The sequence below is a fragment of the Kluyvera ascorbata ATCC 33433 genome, assembly GCF_000735365.1.
Lineage (GTDB): Bacteria > Pseudomonadota > Gammaproteobacteria > Enterobacterales > Enterobacteriaceae > Kluyvera > Kluyvera ascorbata.
Genome location: NZ_JMPL01000106.1, coordinates 1 through 15,640, shown reverse-complemented (window position 1 = coordinate 15,640; position 15,640 = coordinate 1). Strand labels below are relative to the sequence as shown.

Annotated in this window: 14 protein-coding genes; 8 read left to right on the top strand and 6 right to left on the bottom strand. The window is 52.7% G+C overall.

What is annotated here, in order from left to right; all coding sequences use genetic code 11:
* The coding region (locus tag GKAS_RS25140; RefSeq protein ID WP_167540425.1) for a hypothetical protein at positions 1 to 836 on the top strand (836 nt) is incomplete at its 5' end.
* On the opposite strand, the gene GKAS_RS18880 is transcribed toward GKAS_RS25140, so the two are convergent.
* From GKAS_RS18880 to rpmH, 6 genes are all read right to left on the bottom strand, one after another.
* The gene (locus tag GKAS_RS18880; protein ID WP_072011435.1) at positions 796 to 2,016 is read right to left on the bottom strand and encodes a tyrosine-type recombinase/integrase; all 1,221 of its coding nucleotides are present in this window, start codon (positions 2,014 to 2,016) and stop codon (positions 796 to 798) included. The genes GKAS_RS25140 and GKAS_RS18880 overlap by 41 nt on opposite strands.
* A gap of 321 nt (positions 2,017 to 2,337) precedes the next feature.
* A complete protein-coding gene (gene mnmE / locus GKAS_RS18875) occupies positions 2,338 to 3,702 on the bottom strand; it encodes a tRNA uridine-5-carboxymethylaminomethyl(34) synthesis GTPase MnmE (RefSeq protein ID WP_035896451.1) in 1,365 nt (454 codons plus the stop codon).
* Between the two features lie 75 nt (positions 3,703 to 3,777).
* The gene (yidC, locus tag GKAS_RS18870) at positions 3,778 to 5,424 is read right to left on the bottom strand and encodes a membrane protein insertase YidC (RefSeq protein ID WP_035896450.1); all 1,647 of its coding nucleotides are present in this window, start codon (positions 5,422 to 5,424) and stop codon (positions 3,778 to 3,780) included.
* A gap of 2 nt (positions 5,425 to 5,426) precedes the next feature.
* Positions 5,427 to 5,684, bottom strand: a complete 258-nt coding sequence (yidD, locus tag GKAS_RS24160; RefSeq protein ID WP_015703903.1) for a membrane protein insertion efficiency factor YidD — start codon at positions 5,682 to 5,684, stop codon at positions 5,427 to 5,429.
* On the bottom strand, positions 5,648 to 6,007 hold the full coding sequence (gene rnpA / locus GKAS_RS24155; protein ID WP_034881900.1) for a ribonuclease P protein component: 360 nt from the start codon (positions 6,005 to 6,007) through the stop codon (positions 5,648 to 5,650). Before rnpA ends, yidD begins: the two co-directional genes overlap by 37 nt.
* 17 nt (positions 6,008 to 6,024) lie before the next feature.
* Positions 6,025 to 6,165, bottom strand: coding sequence for a 50S ribosomal protein L34 (gene rpmH / locus GKAS_RS18860; protein WP_003849659.1), 141 nt, complete (start codon positions 6,163 to 6,165; stop codon positions 6,025 to 6,027).
* A 776-nt stretch (positions 6,166 to 6,941) separates the two neighbouring features.
* On the opposite strand from rpmH, the gene dnaA reads away from it, so the two are divergent.
* The 7 genes from dnaA to GKAS_RS18825 all read left to right on the top strand — a co-directional run bounded on the left by dnaA (position 6,942) and on the right by GKAS_RS18825 (position 15,627).
* Entirely contained in the window at positions 6,942 to 8,339 is a 1,398-nt protein-coding gene (gene dnaA, locus GKAS_RS18855) for a chromosomal replication initiator protein DnaA (RefSeq protein ID WP_035896454.1), read from the top strand.
* A gap of 4 nt (positions 8,340 to 8,343) precedes the next feature.
* The gene (gene dnaN, locus GKAS_RS18850; protein WP_035896448.1) at positions 8,344 to 9,444 is read left to right on the top strand and encodes a DNA polymerase III subunit beta; all 1,101 of its coding nucleotides are present in this window, start codon (positions 8,344 to 8,346) and stop codon (positions 9,442 to 9,444) included.
* Positions 9,444 to 10,517, top strand: coding sequence for a DNA replication/repair protein RecF (gene recF, locus GKAS_RS18845; RefSeq protein WP_035896447.1), 1,074 nt, complete (start codon positions 9,444 to 9,446; stop codon positions 10,515 to 10,517). The genes dnaN and recF overlap by 1 nt, the downstream gene beginning before the upstream one ends.
* A 28-nt stretch (positions 10,518 to 10,545) precedes the next feature.
* On the top strand, positions 10,546 to 12,960 hold the full coding sequence (gene gyrB / locus GKAS_RS18840; protein WP_035896446.1) for a DNA topoisomerase (ATP-hydrolyzing) subunit B: 2,415 nt from the start codon (positions 10,546 to 10,548) through the stop codon (positions 12,958 to 12,960).
* Positions 12,961 to 13,105: 145 nt separating this feature from the next.
* Entirely contained in the window at positions 13,106 to 13,507 is a 402-nt protein-coding gene (locus GKAS_RS18835) for a YidB family protein (RefSeq protein ID WP_035896445.1), read from the top strand.
* A gap of 121 nt (positions 13,508 to 13,628) precedes the next feature.
* On the top strand, positions 13,629 to 14,441 hold the full coding sequence (gene yidA / locus GKAS_RS18830) for a sugar-phosphatase (RefSeq protein WP_035896444.1): 813 nt from the start codon (positions 13,629 to 13,631) through the stop codon (positions 14,439 to 14,441).
* Between the two features lie 172 nt (positions 14,442 to 14,613).
* Positions 14,614 to 15,627, top strand: coding sequence for a hypothetical protein (locus GKAS_RS18825; protein WP_081918581.1), 1,014 nt, complete (start codon positions 14,614 to 14,616; stop codon positions 15,625 to 15,627).
* The last annotated feature ends 13 nt before the right edge of the window (positions 15,628 to 15,640 follow it).

Here is a 15,640-nt window from a genome sequence, read left to right as displayed (position 1 = left end):
ATGAAAAGGTTTTTCTAAAAGAGGTTCTCCATCGGGATAATGTTGAAATAGAAAAAAAAGACAAACACTATTCTTTGAAACAATTAATAGAAAGCGATGCAAAAAGATTTTTTGAAAAAGATGCAGCTATGCATATTTATAATTCTATACCTGAAATAATTGACTCTTCTTTTGCACTTGATGGGGAATTACAGGCTCTGTTTGAAAGAGAGGTTATTATTCATAATGATTATAATTCAATCCCCAAAATAAAATCATTATCCGAATGGATTAGTAAGAATAACGACGGATTTTTTGTAAGAGCTATAATTACAAATGAATCATATGAAGATAAAGTTCGGAAACCTGGTGTCTTAGGATTAGATATGTTTAGTGAGGATGCTTATGTAACGGTTACGAAATATAGAAGTGTACCAACATCTTTGGCCACGACCACAGAAGTACCGTTTCATGTTATACAAATAAAAGTTAAGCCGCTTTATCCTAATCTTAATAGTATGACAATGTTCTTTCTACCATTAATTTCAAGAACGAAGTTAATGATTTTTTCTACGATTGCTTCTTATAAAAGTGTTGGTTGGGATAAAGAGCAAATAATAACTGATGATTGCAAGTGGATTCCTACGGTTGTAGAACTTTTAAAGAAAGAAAAATTATCTGAATATGTTAGTGAATCATATAAACAATTTTATGATTCAATTTATCAACCCTTACTTAGTAATTTTGATGTGGCATCAAAAAAAGAAAGAAATAATATTTTTAATGTTGGCCCTTTTAAAAGGGCCAATGTTCATTTTAAGTTTTGGTTTCATATAGTTTCCCAAACTTCCCGATGACCACCTTCCTCCCCTCCCCAATCTGCGCATCAACAAAGTCCGCCCATGACTGAAGCATCTCCCGGCGCTGATTCAGATACTCTGCACGGTTGTAGACACCGCGAACGCCGCCGATCTTATGCGCCAGGCATTTCTCCACCCAGTCTGAGTTGTAGCCTTGCTCATGTAGCAATGTGCTGGCAGTACGCCGGAAGTCATGAATAACAAAATCCCTGACGTTCAGATCCAGCGTACGCACCGCGCAGTTAAGCGTTGTTTTGGAGATTGGGCGTCGGTGGTCGTTTCGGCTGGGGAAGACGTAAGGGGAATCTCCGGCTAGAAATTTTAGCTCTTCGAACATCGCCAGCGCCTGCTTTGACAGCGGAACAATATGCGGGTTATCCATCTTCATTCTCTCGCCGGGTATACGCCATTCCAGCGCGTTGAAGTTAACTTCACTCCATGTCGCTTCAATCATCTCCGATTTACGCACCATACAGATGATCAGCAGGTGCAGGGCCAGCTTGTGGCGTCGGTTCATGTTAGAGGTGTAGATCCCCCGTAACAGGATGCCGATCTCTTCTGCGGTTAGCGCCACATCACGACTTGTTGCTTGTGCGATATAACGGGCCTCGATAGCGGCTGCCGGGTTGTTGAATATGATTCCCCTGGAAATCGCATAGGCCAGCATGCGTTTAAGCACGTTTCGCGTCAGTAGCGCGACGTGATCCGAACCTCGTTGTTTGATGCGGTCGAGCACGACCTGAATGTGGGCAGTTGTGAGTTCTTCGAGTTCCAGCTTCCCGATGATGGGAATGATGTCCTTCTCGATAATGCGAGTAATGTTGCGCGGATCGCGGTTATTTTTTTCAACGATATCGGTCAACCAGCGTTTGGCGAACGCTTTTACTGTTGTCGGGTCTTTTTGTTTAAGCTTTTCTTCCTGCTTTTTCTGCGCGGGATTGATGCCATGGGCCACCATTGAGCGGCACTTTTCACGCCAAAGCCGCGCTTCTGCAAGTGAGAAAGCCGGGTATTCGCCCAACGTGATCTTTTGCGATTTGTTGTCAAAGCGGTAGCGGAAACGCCAGATTTTTCGTCCGGTGGGAAGAACTTCAATCACCAACCCGTCATGATCGGCAAGTTGCCAGGGGCGGTTTCTGGGGACAAGTGTGCGTAGTTTGGTATCTGAAAGTGCCATATCTCACCTCTACAGTGTGTCCATGAGCATCCTTTCTAATTAATTGTTTAGTATTGAATTATTAACGCCTTCTTTTTTACTGTGTCCATGAGAAGGCATATTTGAGCGTTTTTTTATACCGTTTTTTGTGTCCATTTGATGTGATTTTTAGCTCAAAAAACAAACAATGACACACGAGGAATTTAAAGATGGGCACAATTCAGGACACAAAAATCGCGGATGAACCCGCACGATTATGGACGAGTATGGAAAGTAAAAACCCGCATTAACATGCAGTTAATGCGGGTTAGTGGACGTTCACGGACGAGGATGGACTAAAACTTATTTGCCAATACAGAAGCTGGAGAAAATCCTACCGAGTAGATCGTCGGAGGTAAACTCACCGGTTATCTCACTCAGGCTCTGCTGTGCCAGGCGCAGCTCTTCTGCCAGCAGTTCTCCGGCCCAGGCGCCAAGCAGCTGGGCTTTACCCTGCTGGAGATGCTCGGCGGCATCGGAAAGCGCCTGCAGGTGGCGACGACGCGCCAGGAAGCCGCCTTCCATGTTGTTTTCAAAACCCATGCTCTGTTTGAGATGGTTACGCAGCACGTCGACACCTTCCCCGGTGCGCGCGGAAAGGCGCACAAGTGAGTGGCCATTTACTTCGCTCAGCCCCAGCGTCTCGCCGGTAATATCGGCTTTGTTACGCACCACGGTGATCGGCAGGTTTGCCGGCAGACGGGCGATAAAGTCCGGCCAGATATCGGCGGGATCGGTCGCATCGGTGGTGGTGCCGTCAACCATAAACAGCACGCGGTCGGCCTGCTCAATTTCCTGCCAGGCTCGCTCGATGCCGATACGTTCAACTTCATCGTTGGCGTCGCGCAGACCGGCGGTATCGATGATATGCAGCGGCATACCGTCGATGTGAATATGCTCGCGCAGCACGTCGCGGGTGGTGCCCGCGATGTCCGTGACGATAGCCGCTTCACGGCCCGCCAGGGCGTTCAGCAGGCTCGATTTCCCGGCGTTCGGGCGACCGGCAATCACCACCTTCATCCCTTCACGCAGCAGGCTGCCCTGACGCGCTTCGGCGCGAACGGCATCGAGATCGCCAATGACGTTGTTCAGCTGCGCTTCGATTTTACCGTCAGAGAGAAAGTCGATTTCCTCGTCCGGGAAGTCGATGGCCGCTTCCACGTAGATGCGCAGGTGTGTAAGTGCTTCCACAAGGTGGTTAACGCGCGCCGAGAAGGCACCCTGCAGCGAGTTCAGCGCCGAACGTGCCGCCTGCTCGGAGCTGGCGTCGATGAGGTCGGCAATGGCTTCTGCCTGTGCCAGATCGAGCTTATCGTTTAAAAACGCGCGCTCGGAAAACTCACCGGGGTTGGCAATACGTACGCCCGGCAACGTCAGAATACGTTTCAGCAGCAGATCGAGGATAACCGGGCCGCCGTGGCCCTGAAGCTCCAGCACATCTTCGCCGGTGAACGAGTTCGGGCCCGGGAACCACAGCGCAATGCCCTGATCCAGCGCGCTGCCGTCGCTGTCTTTGAACGGCAGATAATCGGCGTAGCGTGGCTTAGGCAGCTTGCCCAGCACCGCCTGCGCGACATCTCTCGCCTTCAGGCCGGAGATGCGCAGAATGCCCACACCACCGCGTCCCGGTGGGGTTGCCTGGGCGACGATAGTGTCGTTTTGGCTCATGGTTTGTCTCTACTGTGTCGCAATAAAAAAGGCGGTCATTCGACCGCCTTCCATTTTAGCTCGTGCTCAACCGAATCAGGATTTTTTCTTCTCGCGGCTATGCAGGCCACGTTTTTCCAGACCACGGTAAATCAGCTGCTGCTGAATGATGGTTACCAGGTTGCTGACGATGTAGTACACCACCAGACCAGACGGGAACCACAGGAAGAACACCGTGAAGATGACCGGCATAAAGGTCATGATCTTCTGCTGCATCGGGTCGGTCACGGTGGTCGGAGACATCTTCTGAATGAAGAACATCGTCGCGCCCATGATGATCGGCAGGATGTAGTACGGGTCTTGTGCAGACAGGTCGTGGATCCACAGGATAAACGGCGCATGACGCAGTTCAACCGAGGCGCTCAGCATGTAGTACAGCGCAAGGAAGATTGGCATCTGAATAATCAGCGGGAAGCAGCCACCCAGTGGGTTAACTTTTTCCGCTTTATACAGGGCCATCATTTCCTGGCTTTGACGCTGTTTGTCATCGCCCAGACGTTCACGCATCGCCTGAATCTTAGGCTGCAGCATACGCATCTTCGCCATGGAGGTGTACTGCGCTTTGGTCAGCGGGTACATGATGCCACGAACGATGAAGGTGATAACGATGATGGAGAAGCCCCAGTTACCCAGGAAGCTATGAATCCATTTCAGCAGTTTGAACAGCGGCTGAGAGATGAACCACAGCCAGCCGTAGTCAACGGTCAGATCCAGGTGCGGCGCAACGGCAGCCATTTTGTCCTGAATTGCGGGGCCGACCCACAGGGTGCTCTGCAGTTTATCTGCCTGGCCTGGCTGTACCAGAACCGGCTGAGATTTGTAGCCGATAGCCACTACGCCGTTACCGAGGTTAGCGGTGTAGAAGTTATTGGTACCGTTGTTCTGCGGAACCCATGCAGTAGTGAAGTACTGCTGCAGCATGGCAACCCAACCGTTTTTGGTGTTGGTGTTCAGGTTCTCGTTATCAACGATGGTATCGAATTTATATTTTTCGTATTTCGAGTCAGACGTTGAGTACGCTGCACCACGGAAGGTGTGCATGGTAGACAGCCCGCCAGACTGCGTATTACGGTCAGACGGCAGGTTAGCCGTCTGCTTCAGCTGACCGAAGGTAGACACTTCCAGCGGTTTCTCGCCGGCGTTCTTCACGTCATAGCTCACGTTCACCGCATAATCACCGCGTTTCAGGGTGAAGGTTTTGGTGAAGACGTTGCCTGCTTTATCGGTATAGGTCAGTGGAATGACGATTTCATTCTGGCCATCGGCCATCACAAACGCATCTTTATCGACGTTATACAGCGGACGCGGGCCGTTAGCCGGGTTATCCGGGCCATCACGACCGGTTAAGCCGCTCTGTGCCTGATAGACAAACTGTGGAGTGGTTTCCAGTAACTGGAACGGTTCGTCAGATTTCAGCGCTTTCGGGTAAGCCGGAAGCAGCGCTTGCTCAATATCACCACCGCGAGTGTTGATAGTCAGCTCAAGCACATCAGTTTTAACCGTAATCAGTTTCCCTTGGCCACTGGCCGGTACGCCCTGGTCTGCGGCGCTACCCGCTGCTGTGGTCGTAGTCTGCGTGGTCTGCTGCTGGGTCTGAGGATTGTGGTCCTGTTCCCAAGCTTGCCAGATCATGAAAGACACGAACAACAAAGCGATGATAAGAAGATTGCGTTGCGAATCCATCGTTAGTGTTCTCTGGTATCAAATGGTCCAGGCGGGACGGGGTCGTCACCACCAGGGTGTAAAGGGTGGCATTTTAATACGCGTTTCACTGTCAACCAACTGCCTTTTATCACTCCAAACCTGCGCAATGCCTCAATTCCGTATTGAGAACAGGTTGGCGTGAAACGACAATGCGGCCCGAGTAGCGGACTAATCAGGCGCTGATAGACCCGAATAAGGCCTATCAGGACCCGCGAGCCAGGCGACAATGGCGGCGCCATAATTTTTCCAACGCTTCCGAGAGAGCACGGTTATCGAGGTCGGCAACCCCTCTCTTTGCCACCACCACGAAATCCATAGGCGGGAGTTCATGCTGACGCAAACGGAAACTTTCACGCGTCAGACGTTTAATCCGATTGCGTTCATGTGCGCGTTTGACGTTTTTCTTGGCGACGGTGAGACCGATACGGGGATGCCCCAGCGAATTCAGGCGGCCGAGGATGGTGATTTGCGGCGTGCCAGCCCGTTGTGGCTGCTGGAAGACGAATGTGAAATGAGTGGGAGTTAACAAACGTAACTCCCTGGGAAATGCTAGCTTAACCACTCGAGGGGTTAGCTTTATTACTTAGAAACGGTCAGACGAGAACGGCCTTTAGCACGACGACGTGCCAGAACCTGACGACCATTTTTAGTAGCCATACGAGCACGGAAGCCGTGAGAACGGTTGCGCTTCAGTACAGACGGTTGAAAAGTGCGTTTCATGGCGATTTCTACCTAAACTTGAATAAATTCAATGGCTTTATTGGATATCCGAACGAAAATCGAACGATGGACACCGAAGCCATGGGTGATTAAAGAGGCCGGATTGTAATAATTGTACACTCCGGAGTCAATTCTCTTTCCTTATTTACCGCGTAAAAAACCACGTATCACCGCAGTTTTTCGCCCGGTAAATGAGCAGCGTCCTTCACCAAAATTCGCGTAGAACACGCCGGGTGGGGGATTATACGGGCTGCCCATTAAAGCGCAAGGATCATCCTGGATCTTTGTTAGATCATTTAAGCAGAAATTTGTCGCTAGTCATTAATTTTTCCAATATGCGAAGGAAATCGTGCCTTCTCTTTGTCGGGATCGTTTACACTTAGCGCTTGCCGGATCCACCTGTGGATAAATCGGGAAGAATCTGTGAGAAACAGAAGATCTCTGGCGCAGTTTACGCTATGATCCTCGGCCCGATCGCGATCGGTGGATCGTAAAAGGGGAAAATAACCGCGTCATTTCAGCACCGTGTCTGAAAGAGGTGGTTGAAAACCGCAGATAGCGGTTCGCGCGTCACCCGCTTGCATCGGGTCTTTTCGACGTGTGCCAAAAATCACGAATTTTTAATCTTATACACAGCATTGTTCGGGCTGCACATATGCAGCAACTGAATGAATCCCCGACAGTATTCAGTTTTGCTGGCGGCAGGATCGTCAGAGGTAGCCTGCAGGTTTGCCTGGAGGATGATGTGTATCGACTTTTTTCGAGTGGAGTCCGCCGTGTCACTTTCGCTTTGGCAGCAATGTCTTGCCCGATTGCAGGATGAGTTACCAGCCACAGAATTCAGCATGTGGATCCGCCCATTGCAGGCGGAACTAAGCGATAACACGCTGGCACTGTATGCGCCAAATCGTTTTGTACTTGATTGGGTAAGAGATAAATACCTCAATAACATCAACGGCCTGCTGAATGATTTCTGCGGCGCTGATGCCCCGCAGCTGCGCTTTGAAGTTGGCACCAAGCCCGTTACCCAAACGTTACGAGAGACGGCAAACGTCAGCGCCCCGGCGCAGATGGCCCAGGTTCATGCCCCGCGCGTTGCCCCGGCACCGCGTGCAGGATGGGATAACGTTCCGGCACCCGCTGAGCCTTCCTACCGTTCTAACGTCAACGTTAAACACACCTTTGATAACTTCGTAGAAGGTAAGTCGAACCAGCTGGCCCGCGCGGCGGCGCGTCAGGTGGCAGACAACCCAGGCGGCGCGTATAACCCGCTGTTCCTCTATGGCGGCACCGGTCTGGGTAAAACGCACCTGCTGCACGCGGTAGGCAACGGTATTATCGCCCGCAAACCGAACGCGAAAGTGGTGTATATGCACTCCGAGCGCTTTGTCCAGGACATGGTAAAAGCCCTGCAAAACAACGCGATCGAAGAGTTTAAACGCTACTATCGTTCAGTAGACGCCCTGCTGATCGATGATATTCAATTCTTCGCCAACAAAGAACGCTCTCAGGAAGAGTTCTTCCACACCTTTAACGCCCTGCTGGAAGGTAATCAGCAGATCATCCTCACGTCGGATCGTTATCCGAAAGAGATTAACGGCGTAGAAGATCGTCTCAAGTCCCGCTTCGGCTGGGGCCTGACGGTGGCCATTGAGCCGCCTGAGCTTGAGACCCGCGTCGCTATCCTGATGAAAAAAGCCGACGAAAACGATATTCGTCTGCCTGGCGAGGTGGCGTTCTTCATTGCCAAGCGTCTACGCTCTAACGTGCGTGAGCTTGAAGGGGCACTGAACCGCGTTATCGCCAACGCCAACTTTACCGGCCGGGCGATCACCATCGATTTCGTGCGCGAAGCGCTGCGCGACCTGTTAGCGCTGCAGGAAAAGCTGGTCACCATCGACAATATTCAGAAGACGGTGGCGGAGTACTACAAAATTAAAGTCGCGGATTTGCTCTCCAAACGACGTTCTCGTTCGGTAGCGCGTCCGCGCCAGATGGCGATGGCGTTGGCGAAAGAGCTCACCAACCACAGTCTGCCGGAGATTGGCGATGCGTTTGGTGGCCGTGACCATACCACCGTGCTGCACGCCTGCCGTAAGATTGAACAGCTGCGTGAAGAAAGCCACGATATCAAAGAAGACTTTTCCAATTTAATCAGAACATTGTCGTCGTGATCCTATGAAATTTACCGTAGAACGTGAACATTTATTAAAACCGTTACAACAGGTGAGTGGCCCGTTAGGCGGGCGTCCGACATTGCCGATTCTGGGTAACCTGTTGCTGCAGGTCGCGGACGGCACGCTGTCGCTGACCGGTACCGATTTGGAAATGGAAATGGTAGCGCGCGTGGCGCTGCTGCAGGCACATGAACCGGGCGCAACTACCGTCCCGGCGCGTAAATTCTTTGATATTTGCCGTGGCCTGCCGGAAGGTGCCGAGATTGCTGTACAGCTGGAAGGCGACCGTATGCTGGTGCGTTCTGGCCGCAGCCGCTTCTCGCTGTCTACGCTGCCTGCTGCCGACTTCCCGAACCTGGACGACTGGCAGAGCGAAGTCGAATTCACCCTGCCGCAAGCGACCATGAAGCGCCTGATTGAAGCCACTCAGTTCTCAATGGCGCATCAGGACGTTCGTTATTACTTAAACGGCATGCTGTTCGAAACCGAAGGTGAAGAGCTGCGTACCGTGGCAACCGACGGCCACCGTCTGGCGGTCTGTTCTATGCCTATCGGGCAATCGCTGCCGAGCCATTCGGTGATCGTGCCGCGTAAAGGGGTGATTGAGCTGATGCGTATGCTCGACGGTGGCGATACGCCGCTGCGCGTGCAGATCGGCAGCAACAACATCCGCGCGCACGTCGGTGACTTTATCTTCACTTCCAAGCTGGTTGATGGCCGTTTCCCGGATTATCGCCGCGTATTGCCGAAGAATCCGGATAAACACCTGGAAGCCGGCTGCGATATCCTCAAGCAGGCCTTTGCCCGTGCGGCGATTCTCTCCAATGAGAAATTCCGCGGCGTGCGCCTGTTTGTCAGCGAAAACCAGCTGAAAATTACCGCCAACAACCCAGAGCAGGAAGAAGCAGAAGAAATTCTGGATGTCTCCTATCCGGGCACCGAGCTGGAAATCGGCTTTAACGTCAGCTACGTGCTGGACGTCCTGAACGCGCTGAAGTGTGAGAACGTGCGCATTCTGCTGACCGATTCCGTATCGAGCGTACAGATTGAAGATGCCGCATCACAGTCGGCTGCCTATGTTGTTATGCCAATGAGACTGTAATGTCGCTCACCCGCCTGTTGATCCGCGATTTTCGCAATATTGAAAACGCGGATCTTGCATTATCCCCTGGCTTTAACTTCCTGGTTGGCGCCAACGGCAGCGGCAAAACCAGCGTGCTGGAAGCCATCTATACGCTCGGTCATGGCCGGGCGTTTCGCAGTTTGCAGATTGGTCGCGTTATCCGCCACGAGCAGGAGTCGTTTGTCCTGCATGGGCGCTTACAGGGCGCGGAGCGTGAAACATCCATCGGCCTGACCAAAGACAAACTTGGCGACAGCAAGGTGCGTATCGACGGCACCGACGGTCATAAAGTGGCCGAACTGGCGCTGCTGATGCCGATGCAGCTGATTACGCCTGAGGGGTTTACTTTACTCAACGGCGGCCCCAAATATAGAAGAGCGTTCCTTGATTGGGGATGCTTCCACAACGAAGCCGGATTCTTCAACGCCTGGAGTAACCTGAAGCGGTTGCTCAAGCAGCGCAATGCCGCGCTGCGCCAGGTGAGCCGCTACGCGCAGCTTCGCCCGTGGGATATGGAACTTATCCCACTGGCCGAGCAAATCAGCCGCTGGCGCGCGGAATACAGCGCCGGTATTGCCGAAGACATGGCTGATACCTGCAAACAATTTCTCCCGGAGTTCTCTCTGACCTTCTCCTTCCAGCGCGGCTGGGAAAAAGAAACTGACTATGCCGAAGTGCTGGAGAGAAACTTCGAACGCGACCGTATGCTGACCTACACGGCACACGGCCCGCACAAGGCGGACTTCCGCATTCGCGCCGACGGCGCGCCGGTGGAAGACACCTTATCGCGCGGGCAGCTCAAGCTGCTGATGTGCGCGTTACGCCTGGCACAGGGCGAGTTTTTAACTCGCGAAAGCGGAAGACGCTGCCTGTACCTGATAGATGATTTTGCCTCGGAACTTGATGACGCACGGCGCGGCCTGCTGGCCAGCCGTTTAAAAGCCACACAGTCTCAGGTTTTCGTCAGTGCGATCAGCGCTGAACACGTTCTGGACATGTCGGACGAAAATTCGAAGATGTTTAACGTGGAAAAGGGTAAAATAACGGATTAACCCAAGTTTAAATGAGCGAGAAACGTTGATGTCGAATTCTTATGACTCCTCCAGTATCAAAGTCCTGAAAGGGCTGGATGCGGTGCGTAAGCGCCCGGGTATGTATATCGGCGACACGGATGACGGCACCGGTCTGCACCACATGGTATTTGAGGTTGTGGATAACGCTATCGACGAAGCGCTCGCTGGTTACTGCAAAGATATCGTTGTCACCATCCACAGCGATAACTCCGTATCCGTACAGGATGACGGCCGTGGTATCCCAACCGGTATTCACCCGGAAGAGGGCGTTTCTGCTGCGGAAGTCATCATGACCGTTCTGCACGCAGGCGGTAAGTTCGACGATAACTCCTATAAAGTCTCCGGCGGTCTGCACGGCGTGGGCGTTTCCGTGGTTAACGCCCTGTCCCAGAAACTGGAACTGGTTATCCAGCGCGATAACAAAATTCACCGTCAGATTTACGCGCACGGCGTGCCGCAGGCACCGCTGGCCGTCACCGGCGATACCGAAAAAACCGGTACCATGGTACGTTTCTGGCCGAGCTACGAAACCTTCACTAATGTCGTCGAGTTCGAATACGATATTCTGGCAAAACGTCTGCGTGAGCTGTCGTTCCTGAACTCCGGCGTTTCTATTCGTCTGCGCGATAAGCGTGACGGTAAAGAAGACCATTTCCACTACGAAGGCGGCATCAAGGCGTTCGTTGAGTATCTCAACAAGAACAAAACGCCAATTCACCCGAATATCTTCTATTTCTCCACCGAAAAAGACGGTATCGGCGTTGAAGTTGCGCTGCAGTGGAACGATGGCTTCCAGGAAAATATCTACTGCTTCACCAACAACATTCCGCAGCGTGATGGCGGTACTCACCTTGCAGGCTTCCGTGCGGCGATGACCCGTACCCTGAACGCCTACATGGACAAAGAAGGCTACAGCAAAAAAGCCAAAGTCAGCGCCACCGGTGACGATGCCCGTGAAGGTCTGATTGCCGTCGTTTCCGTGAAGGTGCCGGATCCGAAATTCTCCTCACAGACCAAAGATAAACTGGTCTCCTCCGAGGTGAAAACGGCGGTAGAACAGCAGATGAACGAACTGCTGAGCGAATACCTGCTGGAAAATCCGTCCGACGCGAAAATCGTCGTAGGCAAAATTATCGACGCGGCACGTGCGCGTGAAGCGGCGCGTAAAGCCCGTGAAATGACCCGCCGTAAAGGCGCGCTCGACTTAGCAGGCCTGCCGGGCAAACTGGCAGACTGTCAGGAACGCGACCCGGCGCTGTCTGAACTGTACCTCGTGGAAGGGGACTCTGCGGGCGGCTCTGCGAAGCAGGGGCGTAACCGTAAGAACCAGGCGATTCTTCCGCTGAAGGGTAAAATCCTCAACGTTGAGAAGGCGCGCTTCGACAAGATGCTCTCCTCTCAGGAAGTGGCCACGCTGATTACCGCGCTGGGCTGCGGCATCGGTCGCGATGAGTACAACCCGGACAAACTGCGTTATCACAGCATCATCATCATGACCGATGCGGACGTCGACGGCTCGCACATTCGTACGCTGCTGTTGACCTTCTTCTATCGTCAGATGCCGGAAATCGTTGAACGTGGCCACGTCTACATTGCACAGCCACCGCTGTACAAAGTGAAGAAGGGCAAGCAGGAACAGTACATCAAAGATGATGAAGCGATGGACCAGTACCAGATCTCCATCGCGCTTGATGGCGCAACCCTGCACACTAACGCCAGCGCACCAGCGTTAGCGGGTGAGCCGTTGGAAAAACTGGTTGCCGAGTTCAACGCGACTCAGAAAATGATCAACCGTATGGAACGTCGCTTCCCTAAAGCGCTGCTGAAAGAGCTTATCTATCAGCCGACGCTGGTGGAAGCTGACCTGTCCGACGAACAGAAAGTCACCCGTTGGGTGAACGCGCTGGTGACCGAGCTGAACGAAAAAGAACAGCACGGCAGCCAGTGGAAGTTTGATATTCAGCACAATGCTGAACAGCAGCATTTCGAGCCGATTATTCGCGTCCGTACCCACGGCGTGGATACCGACTACGTGCTGGACAGCGAGTTCGTTAACGGTGGCGAATACCGTCGTATCTTCACGCTGGGCGAGAAGCTGCGTGGCCTGGTGGAAGAAGACGCGTTCATCGAACGTGGCGAACGCCGTCAGCCGGTTTCCAGCTTCGAGCAGGCGCTGGATTGGCTGGTGAAAGAGTCCCGTCGTGGTCTGGCTATCCAGCGTTATAAAGGTCTGGGCGAGATGAACCCGGATCAGCTATGGGAAACCACCATGGACCCAGACAGCCGCCGCATGCTGCGCGTGACCGTGAAGGATGCCATTGCCGCTGACCAGCTGTTCACCACCCTGATGGGTGATGCCGTTGAGCCGCGTCGTGCCTTTATCGAAGAGAACGCCCTGAAAGCCGCGAACATCGATATCTAATCCGTATCGTAGCCCGGCCGAGCAGCGCGACGCCGGGGAATCAACGCGAAAAACGCCTGAATTTTTTCAGGCGTTTTTTTATGCCCGCCGTCCACGAACTATACTTCTCTACGTCTTCTCTTAACCGTCATTCCGAGGTGGAAAAATGGGTCTTTTTGATGATGTGGTGGGCTCGCTGCTCAGCGGCGATGCGGGTAAATATCAGGCTATCCTGAGCTGGGTCAACGAGCAGGGTGGCATTCAGGCGCTGCTGGAGAAACTGCAAAGCGGCGGACTCGGTGACATTGTTTCATCCTGGATAAGCAATAAACAAAGCAATCAATCCATTAGCAGTGACCAGGTAGTCTCGGCGCTCGGCGCCCCCGCGGTGTCAGATCTCGGTGAAAAGCTGGGGACCGATGCCAGCTCCGCTTCAACGATGCTGGCGGAATATCTGCCGAAAATCGTCGATGCGCTGTCGCCAAAAGGCGAGGTGGACCCGCAGGCGCATAACGATTTGCTGTCCGCGGGCATGGATCTGCTGAAAGGCGGCAAGCTCTTCGGTTAACGATGCGGCAAAAGGGGAGCACGCTTTGCGCGTTGTATCCCCGTTTTAAGCGCTGCTGGCTACTGTTTTTTGAGCTAAACCGAGTTAGCATGAGAACAGACTCATCTAACCTGGGGATCTCATGGCTATCAAACTAATTGCAATCGACATGGACGGAACGTTGCTGTTGCCGGACCACACTATTTCTCCTGCGGTAAAAAGCGCGCTGGAAGCGGCACGTGCTAAAGGGGTGAACGTGGTTCTGACCACCGGTCGTCCGTACGCCGGTGTACACAGCTACCTGAAAGAACTGGGGATGAACGAGCCGGGAGATTACTGCATTACCTATAACGGCGCGCTGGTGCAGAAAGCTGGCGACGGCAGCACGGTGGCACAGACCGCGCTGAACTACGATGACTACCGCTTCCTGGAAGAACTTTCTCGTAAAGTGGGCTCTCACTTCCACGCGCTGGACCGCAACACGCTGTATACCGCAAACCGCGACATCAGCTACTACACGGTGCATGAATCCTTCGTCGCCACTATTCCACTGGTGTTCTGCGAAGCCGAAAAAATGGACCCGGCAACCGAATTCCTCAAGGTGATGATGATTGATGAACCGGCCATTCTGGATAAAGCGATTGCCCGCATTCCGCCGGAAGTGAAAGAGAAATACACCGTACTGAAAAGCTCACCATACTTCCTCGAAATCCTTGATAAGCGCGTGAACAAAGGCACCGGCGTGAAGTCGCTGGCCGACGTGCTGGGCATCAAGGCCGAAGAGGTGATGGCTATCGGTGACCAGGAAAATGACATTGCGATGATTGAATACGCTGGCGTTGGCGTGGCGATGGATAACGCGATTCCAGCAGTCAAAGAAGTGGCGAACTTCGTCACTAAATCAAACCTGGAAGACGGCGTTGCCTGGGCGATTGAAAAGTACGTCCTGTCCTGATGTTCCTGTTGCCCGGCATTGTCCGGGCACTAACCTTAAGATTGTTTGGAAAATTGTTATTGTATTATCAGGTGTGAAATCGCACGGAAGTCCCCCCAATTAGTCCGTAATTTCTTTACTCTCCCACCCTCTTTTATCTCCGGGCAGATCTGCCTGCAAATACGCTTCTTTTATGATTAACAAACGCATCCGTCTGGTGCTGATGATGTCATCCTGTACGGTTTTTCAGACCTGGGCTGCGACGGATTCTGACTCGACGCTGACACCGCTTTATGGCTACCAGGATGATAGTCAGGCCACCCCTTTGCCTGCGAAACCTGCGGCCGCTGCACCTGAAGAAAGCCACTCCGTTTTACCGTTCTTAGGTGACGAAGCGCGTAAGCGCGGCTATGAGCTGCCATTACCGTTTGGCGTGAATATTAACTACATGAATATCCGGCAGAATATTGATGTGGATAGTATCAATTTCAACGGACTGTCTCTGAAAGGCCATTCGCTGGATAACGCCTTTAAAATCAACGTGGGTAATACCCGTGAAAGAAGCAAAACCGAAACGGTAAAGCTAGATGCCTGGCTACTACCGTTTATGAACGTGTATGGCCTGGTGGGATATACCGACGGGCACTCCGTTTCACAGATTGGCGTGGGGATAAAAGGGCTGCATAAATATCGCTACCCTGGTAATTTGCAGAACCTGGCCTTCCAGCTCGACTTTAAAGGCACAACCTACGGCGTCGGCACCACGCTGGTCGGCGGTGTCGGCAACTGGTTTACCGCCTTTGACGCCAACTACACCCAGACGCGGTTCGATATTCTTGATGGCAGCATCGACGCGTTCACTATCTCCCCGCGTATTGGCTACCGTTTTAACACGCCGGGCAACGATACCCTGCATCTGCCTTCCGGCAAGTTGAACCTGTGGGTGGGCACCATGTATCAGGACGTGCAGCAGGAGTTTAAAGGCAGCCTGAGCGACCTTACGATGCCGTCCGCCGCGCTGCAGGATATGGTGAATCTGGCGAACAAAGATAACAAAGGTCGTTTCGATGTAAAACAGCACCTGTCATCGCCGTGGAACGTGCTGGTGGGCGCGCAGTATGAGCTCACCCGCAACTTCAACGTTACCACTGAGATTGGCTTTGCCGACCGCAACAGCTTCTTTGTCGCGGGGGAATATCGCTTTTGACACGCCTCGGCCT